Consider the following 8518-nt stretch of genomic DNA (forward strand, 5'->3'; position numbering starts at 1 on the left):
GTTATCCACAGGCCTCCGGCCATTCCCCAGGACCCTTACCCGGCGTACATTAAACCCATCTCAGGCGGCTACCGATCATCAAGCCGAAAGGCGAAGTGAAAGGCGGATTTCCTGAGGCCCGTACGGCCCGAAGCGAGAGCAGGCTTGCCTGTTTCGAGGGACGGAGCCGAGACCTACGGGGCCGCGGAAAGCGTGCCAACGCCTACGGCGGACCGATGCTGCCATGAAGGACGGCAAAAACCTTCGATGGTGCGCAGGGCAAAGCCCGCAAGGGTGGAGACCGGCGTGGTCCCGAACGGACGCTGCTCTCGGGCGGCGGACTGGCAGGACCGTCAAAATCAAGGCCGGCAAGGCGCGACGACTTTACGGAAGTTGCTGCCGCGACCGTGTCCTGATCTGACAGGGAGGCGCTGGGAGAAATCCCGGCGCCGACTGTCTTTTTGCCCCTCGATATCCTTCGCCGGCGATCTCGCGGGCGCCGCTTCACCACGCGCTAAAATCAGTTAGTATCCCAGCGTCAGAGTCTGTTTTCAGGCGGACTCTTCGAGGGGGACACTTCATGACGCTCATCCAGAAGCTTGCCGTTGCCTATGCCTTCCTGTTCTTCGGCGTCGTCGCCATCGGCTACATACCGGCCTTCAACGATGCCAATGGCAATCTGTTCGGCCTGTTCTCGCTGCAATGGTATGACGACCTGCTGCACGCCTTCTCCGGCGTCTGGGCTCTGGCCGCCGCCTTCATCTCGCACCGCCAGGCGGTGTTCTATTTCAAGCTGTTCGGTTCGGTCTACCTGTTCGACGGCGTGCTCGGGCTGATCACCGGTTCCGGCTGCCTCGATGCCGGTATCTTCATCAACGGCTTCCGCTCCCTCAACGATATCGAATTCCCGGCCCGCTTCTTCGCCAACCTGCCGCACCTCGTCATTGGTGGCTTCGCCGTCTATGTCGGCTTCCGGCTGGCCAGGCGCATACACGAACACTTCGCCACGGCCTGACTGGCCATGTTCCTGTTCCGCTGGCTGAAGCGCATCATCAAGACGATCCTCTGGGTGATCGTCATCGTCATCCTCATCCCGATCGCCGGGCTGAGCTACGGCTTTCTGACGACGTCGTCGCTCGACAAGACGCCGCTGCCCGGAATTGCCGATGGCGCGCCGCCCAAGGCGCTGGCCGACAAGGTTCGCGCCGAGATCCCAGGCTACCAGCGGCCGGAGGAATCGACCTTCCTCACCTATCCGGAATGGGCGATCGTCTACGCCGCGCGCGAATATGCCGGCTTCGTCGACAAGGACCAGCCGAGCGGCTTCCCCTACTGGTCCTATGTCGGCCGCTTCTGGCAGGACTACGCCATGGTCATCCGCGCCAGTTCTCCCTACAAGTTCAACTACGCCAACCACCAGATGCTGGTCATCATCGGCACCAGCCACTCGATCGAGCATATATTGCAGTGGGCCTATGAGAACACGGTCGGCCGCATCACCGAGGCGACGACGGCCAAGCGCACCGCCGCCGACATCTATCAAGCCAAGGTGGCGGCGGACTATGCAGGGTTTCTCGACCAGGTGCCCTGGTATCAGTTCCCCTATGCCGAGAAGCGCGCCAGCCTGTTTGCTGTGCAGCCGGCGCCGGGCGACAGCTCGATCCGGACCAGCGAACGCAAGCTGGCGTTCGGCCTCGCCGACACCATCAAGCAGGGCTATGCCGACCTGATCACCAAGGCCCTCGCTGCCACGATGGACCCCGCCTTGCTCGACATCCATGTCTGGGCCAAGGGGCCGGTCGGCGAAGCCACCCGCAACGAGCCCGACACCTTGCTCGAACGCGACATGGGCGCTGACGGCACCATCTTCGTCACCAGGCGCTATCAGGTCTTCACCGAAATGATCCCGCGCCTGATCGACAAGGGCATCTCCTTCGTCGAGATCGGCGGCAATGACGAGATCATGGTCACGGTGCTGTCCACCGATACGATCGCCGTCCCCGAAGGCATGCGCATCCTGGTCAGCTATCCGCTGCCGGCCGATCAATCCACGCGCCGCACCGGCATGATCGTCGCCGTGCGCAAGCTGCATCTCGTGCTGCCGGCGCTGATCAAGGCCGGCGCCAGGCTTGAACACGTCTACGACTACTGAGGCCTTTCGGCCACGCCCGGCCAGGATCATGCATTTCCTGCGCTCCGCCACGCCCATTCCACAATCGCGGCCAAATCCCGCCTTGTTCGCGCGCGAAGGAATGGGAAGAAATGAATGGGCTGCCGGGGGCATCTCGAAGGGACAAGACCGTGATCAAGACCGCCCTTGTCGCCATGACCATTGTCGGCTGCGACTGCGACGCCAAGCTTTGCGAATATATCGGCGAGACGCCGGCCAAATGGTCGACCGTCGCCGAGTGCGAAGCGGCGATGAAGAGCCAGATGCTGCACGAGCGCAATTTCAATTATCCGCTCGTCTCCGGCATCTGCCGCACGAAGGGTTCGTCGTCCTCCTCGCAACTGGCCGCGACCGCATCGCGCCCAGAACTGAAGCCCGCCAGCCGGGTCGTCAGAACCGAAAGCCCATTGCCGCCTGAATTGAGCCACCGGCCGAGCGTCTCGGTGGGTTCGCCGACGACGGCCATGGAAGCCGATGCCGCCCAGCCCGTCGCCTATGAACAGGTGGTCGATGGCGGAACCGGTGTGCTCTATCGCACCAAGAACGGCTACGCCGTGGTCAAGACCGATCTCGGCCGCGCCGCCTCGGCAACCGCCGACGCCGCGAAACGCTCCGTGAACTGGCTGGCCGGATTGATGCCGAAAGGGCTTTAGGCCCGCCGGCGTTTGACGACCGCGTGATCAGGCAGGCACATAGGTCAACCTGATCACGTCGTCGCCTATCAGATCGCTGGCCACGAAGCGAAGCGGTGGCCGGGGGCCGGCGAAAAATGGCTTGCCCTGACCGAGCACGAACGGGTGGAGGTAGAGTTGATATTCATCGATAAGACCAAGGTCGGTCAAGCTTCGTGCCAGGTCTGGTCCGGAAACTGAAATCTCCCCCATGAGTTCAGCCTTAAGCCCACGTATCACTGCCTCGACGTCATCCGCGACAAGTGTGGCATTGGGGCCGACCGACTTCAGCGAGCGCGACACAACCCACTTCGGTTGGCTCCGCCACGCCGCCGCGAATTCGTGCGCCTCCGCGTTCCACTCAGGACTGTCTTCGTCCCAATAGCGCATGACCTCGTACATGCCGCGACCGTAAACACTGCCGCTCAAATTGCGCACTTGCTCCATCCAGTGACGAAAGATTGTCGGGCCCGACGGCATTTTCTGGTGGTCGACGTAACCGTCGAGGGACTGGTTCATTCTGAAAATGAGCTTCGCCATGCTGCAGGATCTCCACATCCGGATCGTCAGAATAACTTGCGCCGCCGTTACGCAAAAGTGTGGCCCCAACCGAAATCCAAACCGAGACACGACCCTAGTCCCGCTGCAACTTGACTTTCAGGCTCTGCCAGAACTTGTCGATGAGCGGCTTTTCGGCCGCTGCATCCTCGCCGGCAATGCGGGTGATGAACAGCAGCCCCCGATCGGCCAGGCCGAAGCCGACGATCTCGAAATCGGCGGTGTCGGTGCGTGTCTTCACCTCGGCCCGGATACCGGTCAATTCCTTGCCGTCGGCGAGTTTGCGCGTCGTCGGCTCCTGCGTCAGCGTGGCACCGGCCTGCACCGATTCCTTGGTCATTTCCTGCAGCATCAGCTGGTTGAGCGACACCGGGTTCATCTTGCCATATTCCTGCACGACGACGATCGTGCCCAGCGCCGACGCCATCAGATATTGCGTGATGTTCTCGCCGAGATCGGTCTTGGTCACCGAAATGTTGCTCGGATGGACAAAGGAGAAATCGCTGCCGGAGAAGGTGGCGAAGTCGTTGCGCTCGAGCGTCACCTTGCTGTGCTTGCCGTCGGGCAGCGTCACATCAGCGCTTTCGCCGGGGTCGATATCGACCGTCACACCGTCGATGGTCAGCTTGAAGGCCTTGAGATCCTCGGCTCCGGCAGGGCCAGCGCACAGCGCGATGAGGATGAGTGCCGCAGCTGATACCTTGCGCATGGGTTGTTCTCCTGCTTTTTATGCCACCCCGCTCAGCGCCTTGATGGCACGGTAGAAGGTCGAGGAAAACAGTTCCGTCGGGTCATACTGCCGCTTCGCCGCCAGGAAGGCCGGCAGTTCGGGATAGGAGGCCAGCAGCTCCCTGGCCGTGTAATGCAGCTGGTAGGGCAGGAAGAACCGGCCGCCATGCTTGATCGTCACGTCGATCAGCGCCCGGGTCAGCGCCCGCATCCTGGCATTGCCGTCGGCATCGGTCGGCTGGTTGATGTAGAGCACCAGCGAATAGGCCGGCTCCGGCGCGTAGGTCAGCGCCACATCCTCCTTGTGGACGATGCGCACCGAAGCATTGAGCACCGGCAGCGTCTGGTCGCGCAGGATCTCGCGCGCTTCCGCGATGAATTCGACATAGGCGGCACGTGGAATAAAATATTCGTGCAGGATGTCGGTCTCTTCCATCTGATCGTTGAAGAGATAGGGCACCGAATCGTGCATCGGGTTGTTGCGGGTGACGAGACAGGCCTCGCCCTCGGCCATGGCTGAGGTGCGCGCCACCGTGCAGCTTTCGAATTTCGGCTCCAGCGTCTTTTCGGTGAACCACTTCAACTCCTGGAACAGGCTGCCCCATTTCGCCAGGTTGATGATCACCCGCTTCAACCCGACCGATCCCGGCTCGCCGATCTCAGGCTGATCCGCCGGCGGCTGCTCGGCCACCTTGTCGTAACGGTAGACGATCATGTCCTCGAGGAAATTGCCGGGCGCCGTCGACAGATGGCCGTAGAACAGGCCGATATCCTTGTTCGGCTCCAGCACCTCGGCGAAGAATTTCGGAAAATCGTCCGATCTGATGATTTCGCGCGAGGTGCGGTAGACGGCGTTGTCGACGATATCGAGCGTCGCCTCCAGCACCACGCCAAACAGGCCGTAGCCGCCGACGACGTGGCGGAATAGCTCGGTGTTCTCGGTGGGCGAGCAGGTCGTCACCGAGCCGTCGGCCAGCATCACTCGCATCGAGCGGATCGAGCCCGCCACCGAACCTGCCTGGTGGTCCATGCCGTGCGCATTGACCGACAGCGAGCCGCCGACCGAGAAGATGTCGGTTGATTGCATGGCCTTCACCGCAAAGTGCGGATGCAGAAGGTTCTGGATGTCGTGCCAGCACGCGCCCGGCTGCAAGGTCATGGTCTTCGCCGCAGCATCCACGGTCACCTTGTTGAACTTTCTGAGGTCGAGCACCAGAGCGTTGTCGTCGAAGGCATGCCCGCCCATCGAATGGCGGATGGCGGCCAGTGAGACTTTCAGGCCATTGGCACGCGCGAAGGCCAGCGCATTGCCGATGTGCTCGTCCTCGCTGATCTCGACGACGCCGTAGACCGGCGTCATCGACAGGCCGCTGGCATCGTTGATGTCGCCGCCTTTTGCCGACCAGGGCAGCGACGCGTCGAAGGCCGGCGCATTGTCCAGCGGCTTCAGAGGCAGCGCGAAGCCGTCTATATCGGCTATCCGTCCTGCGTTCTTCGGCCCCGAAGGCGCGCGCGCCAGCCGCGCCACCGTGTTGCCGCCCCACAGCACCGCGCCGCCGACGACAGCCGCACCCAGCAGCAATCGCCGCGACAGGCGAAACCCTTTTTGTTCGTCGGCCATGATATCCCCCGTTGGCCAAGGGATAGCGCGGCTTTTTGGCAAAAACCATAGCGATGCCGCCGGACAGCATTCCGCCGGCCGGCCCTGGGGTCCAGCCGGAAGACCTTATCCAGGTCGCCCGGCATCGAGAGCCGACGGATGAAAATGGCCGATCCCCGGAGGGACCGGCCATGAGTGGAACAGGGCTTGTAAAATCCGGCAGCAGGTCTGCCGACGCACGATGTTCTCGCCTTACGAGGCCTTCTTGATCGACGTCACGATGCCGGTCTTGTCATCGACAGTCACAGCCACCTTGGCGCCGACCTTCAGTTTCCCGATCGTCGCCTCCGGCGACAGCTGGTAGATCTTGCCGTCGTCGAGGGTGATCGACTTGGTCGTCGGGTCGACGGCCTGGATGGTGCCCTGAACGGTCGCGGCATAGGCGGTGCCGAGGAAGGCGAGCAGAGCGGCGGTGGTTGCGAGGGTCTTCTTCATTGGTAAGCACTCCGTGCTGTTTCACTTTTCCGGACCGCCGCCTTGGGAAACGACAGAACCGGACGGCTTGAAACTGGAGCGGAAAGCGCTCCCTCCGCAAATCACGTTGGGTGAATTTTCGCAAACAATATCATAGGCTTAATTCCGACATATTGCTTGTTGCCGACATCATTTCAGACCGCTTCGACTCCTCCAATGCCCACTTCTATCCGCGAAAAGAGTCGCTTAGCCGATTGTGACGGCGGCTTTGGATCGCCACGCGGCCGCTGCAATCAACCTCGAGCGGCATCACGAAACAGCCTGCTCACCGACCATCGACACAAATTTTGTTTCATGGGTCAGAGGCGGACTATAGGCGTGACAAATACGGCTTCGACGGCTGACGGCTCAGCCCGCCTCGTCCTTCGCGCCGATCTTGCGCACAAGTGCCGCCGTCGCCAGCATCGCGCCCATGTCTGATATCATCGGCGCGACATGCGTGCTGTAATCGAGCGGCACCGAAATATCCGGCAGTTCGAAGAAGTTCTTCGTCTGCGGCAGCAGCAGGAACCCATCGCTGCCATTGAGCGCGACACGGGCTGGGTCGTCCGGCCAGGTTTCGCCAAGCCATTTCAGTGCCTGCGCCAGCCGGCCGCTCACCAGTGGCTGTGCCGCTCCGAGATTGTCGGTGCGGAACTCGTAGGCGGCATCAAGCGCCACGTCGCCACTGGACAGCTCCTGCAGCTTGCTGGCGAACATGCCGCGAAAGAAGCTGATGACGGCATTGGTCCGCCGCGTCGCCACCAATATGCCGGGGAACGGCGCGATGGTCTCGAAGGCGACGATGACGCCCTGGAAGGCGGTCGACGAGCCCTTGCCCGACCCTTCCCGCAGATGCGCCTCGTAGAGTTCGAACGGAAACCCTTCGTAGCGGCCCGCGACGATGTCGTCGAACGCCTGCCGGTTGAACGGACCAACCGCCGTGCGCGGCAACCGGTCGAATGAATTCGGCGTCACGCCATGCTGGTAGCGCATGTCGGCGATGAAGCCGAAGATGATCGGCAGCAGCGTCTCGCGGAACGATTGCTGCAGCCGCATCGCCGGTTTCCTGGCTTGGAAATAGAGCAGGATCGAAGCCGCGAAGCCGATCACATAGAGAAATACATGTGGCGTCGAGACCCATTGCTCGTTGGGGTCGGCAATCTTGTTGAACAGCCAGGCAACCAGCACCACGGCCATCAGCGCCAGGCCGACGAACACCGGCACCCGCCAGCGCACTTGCCGGACCGCCGAGGCCCTCGCCGCTTCATAGGCCTCTATGTCTTTCCGGATGCCGGCGATGACCGTTTCGCTCGGCATGAAATCCGCTGTTTCCACCGCTACCCCCCGTAATCCCGCCTCTGCGGGAGCATGATAGTTGGTTTTGTAGGGGCCGCCAGACGTTTAAGCGAATACGCCTTGATCGGTTGGTGGAGAAGGAAAGACCGCTTTCAGTCGCCCCTCGACCTTGTCACGCACTCGGCCCTCCAATGCCTCCACCACCACCAGCCGCTCACGGTCGCCGGCGCGCAGGCGCATGAAGGGATGCAGACGGTAAGACGCGATCGTCCCGCGCGTACCGGCATCGGCACTGACTTCGACAATGAGGATAGAACCGATGCGACCGGGCCATGGCTGGCGGGCGAAGGCGGTGCCGAGGAAATCGCCGAGCCCATAAGCGACCACCGTCTTGTGGATCCTTTCCACCGGCTGCACGACATGGGCGTGATGGCCGGCGATCAGTCCGACGCCCTGCCCGGCCAGCCGCCTGGCCAGAACTCGCGTCTCGGCACGCGGAAAATGCCGGAACTCCCAGTCCCAATGCGGCACGGCGCAGAGAAGATCCAAGCCAGCGCGCGGCCAGCCCGCCGAATCGCTGTCCATCGAAACGCGCCCCGCAAACAGTTTTTCATCGGCGTTGCGCCACAGCGTGAAGGCGGCAAAGCCTACATTGAGCGATCCAACCTGCACCGGCACAACCGGACCGTCGGCGGCCAGGCCGATCGTGCGGATGCCGAGCCGCAGCAACGCCGCGACCGTCTCGTCGAAACCGGCGACGCCCTGATCGAGCACATGGTTGTTGGCCAGCGACAGCACGAGCCTTTCTCGCGCAATACCAACCGCCGCCAGCGCCTCGGCCAGAAACAACTCGCTCATCGCATGATGCGTGCCGAGCCTTGTGCCCAGCGCCGCGCTTGGTCTATCCACCACAGGGCTTTCGCAATTGCCGATCACCAGATCGGCGCCGCCAAGCAGTGCCTTGATCGCCGGATCGCAGTCCGGCGCACCGCGATTGGC

The 8518-nt window shown here is 62.4% G+C and carries 9 protein-coding genes; 3 read left to right on the plus strand and 6 right to left on the minus strand.

Features of this window, described 5'->3' with window-relative positions:
• Positions 1 to 559 precede the first annotated feature (559 nt).
• From EOC06_RS11640 to EOC06_RS11650, 3 genes are all read left to right on the plus strand, one after another.
• A complete protein-coding gene (locus tag EOC06_RS11640; RefSeq protein ID WP_128307798.1) occupies positions 560 to 994 on the plus strand; it encodes a hypothetical protein in 435 nt (144 codons plus the stop codon).
• A gap of 6 nt (positions 995 to 1000) precedes the next feature.
• Positions 1001 to 2131 carry a hypothetical protein gene (locus tag EOC06_RS11645; RefSeq protein ID WP_128307799.1) on the plus strand — a complete coding sequence of 377 codons (1131 nt, stop codon included), beginning with the start codon at positions 1001 to 1003 and terminating at the stop codon, positions 2129 to 2131.
• Positions 2132 to 2280: 149 nt separating this feature from the next.
• Positions 2281 to 2802: a hypothetical protein gene (locus EOC06_RS11650; RefSeq protein ID WP_128307800.1), complete on the plus strand. Its 522-nt coding sequence runs from the start codon at positions 2281 to 2283 to the stop codon at positions 2800 to 2802.
• A 27-nt stretch (positions 2803 to 2829) separates the two neighbouring features.
• Here EOC06_RS11650 and EOC06_RS11655 read toward each other — a convergent pair whose 3' ends face one another.
• The 6 genes from EOC06_RS11655 to EOC06_RS11680 all read right to left on the minus strand — a co-directional run.
• Entirely contained in the window at positions 2830 to 3360 is a 531-nt protein-coding gene (locus EOC06_RS11655) for a dihydrofolate reductase family protein (RefSeq protein WP_027039355.1), read from the minus strand.
• A gap of 94 nt (positions 3361 to 3454) precedes the next feature.
• Positions 3455 to 4087 carry a hypothetical protein gene (locus EOC06_RS11660; RefSeq protein ID WP_128307801.1) on the minus strand — a complete coding sequence of 211 codons (633 nt, stop codon included), beginning with the start codon at positions 4085 to 4087 and terminating at the stop codon, positions 3455 to 3457.
• Positions 4088 to 4105: 18 nt separating this feature from the next.
• The gene (locus EOC06_RS11665) at positions 4106 to 5728 is read right to left on the minus strand and encodes an FAD-binding protein (protein WP_128307802.1); all 1623 of its coding nucleotides are present in this window, start codon (positions 5726 to 5728) and stop codon (positions 4106 to 4108) included.
• 231 nt (positions 5729 to 5959) lie between these two features.
• Positions 5960 to 6202, minus strand: a complete 243-nt coding sequence (locus EOC06_RS11670) for a DUF1344 domain-containing protein (protein ID WP_013530037.1) — start codon at positions 6200 to 6202, stop codon at positions 5960 to 5962.
• Between the two features lie 387 nt (positions 6203 to 6589).
• On the minus strand, positions 6590 to 7540 hold the full coding sequence (locus tag EOC06_RS11675; protein ID WP_245469502.1) for a hypothetical protein: 951 nt from the start codon (positions 7538 to 7540) through the stop codon (positions 6590 to 6592).
• Between the two features lie 84 nt (positions 7541 to 7624).
• The coding region (locus tag EOC06_RS11680; protein ID WP_245469503.1) for a CapA family protein at positions 7625 to 8518 on the minus strand (894 nt) is incomplete at its 5' end.

It is taken from the genome of Mesorhizobium sp. M7A.F.Ca.MR.362.00.0.0 (genome assembly GCF_004023175.1).
Taxonomy (GTDB): Bacteria; Pseudomonadota; Alphaproteobacteria; order Rhizobiales; family Rhizobiaceae; genus Mesorhizobium.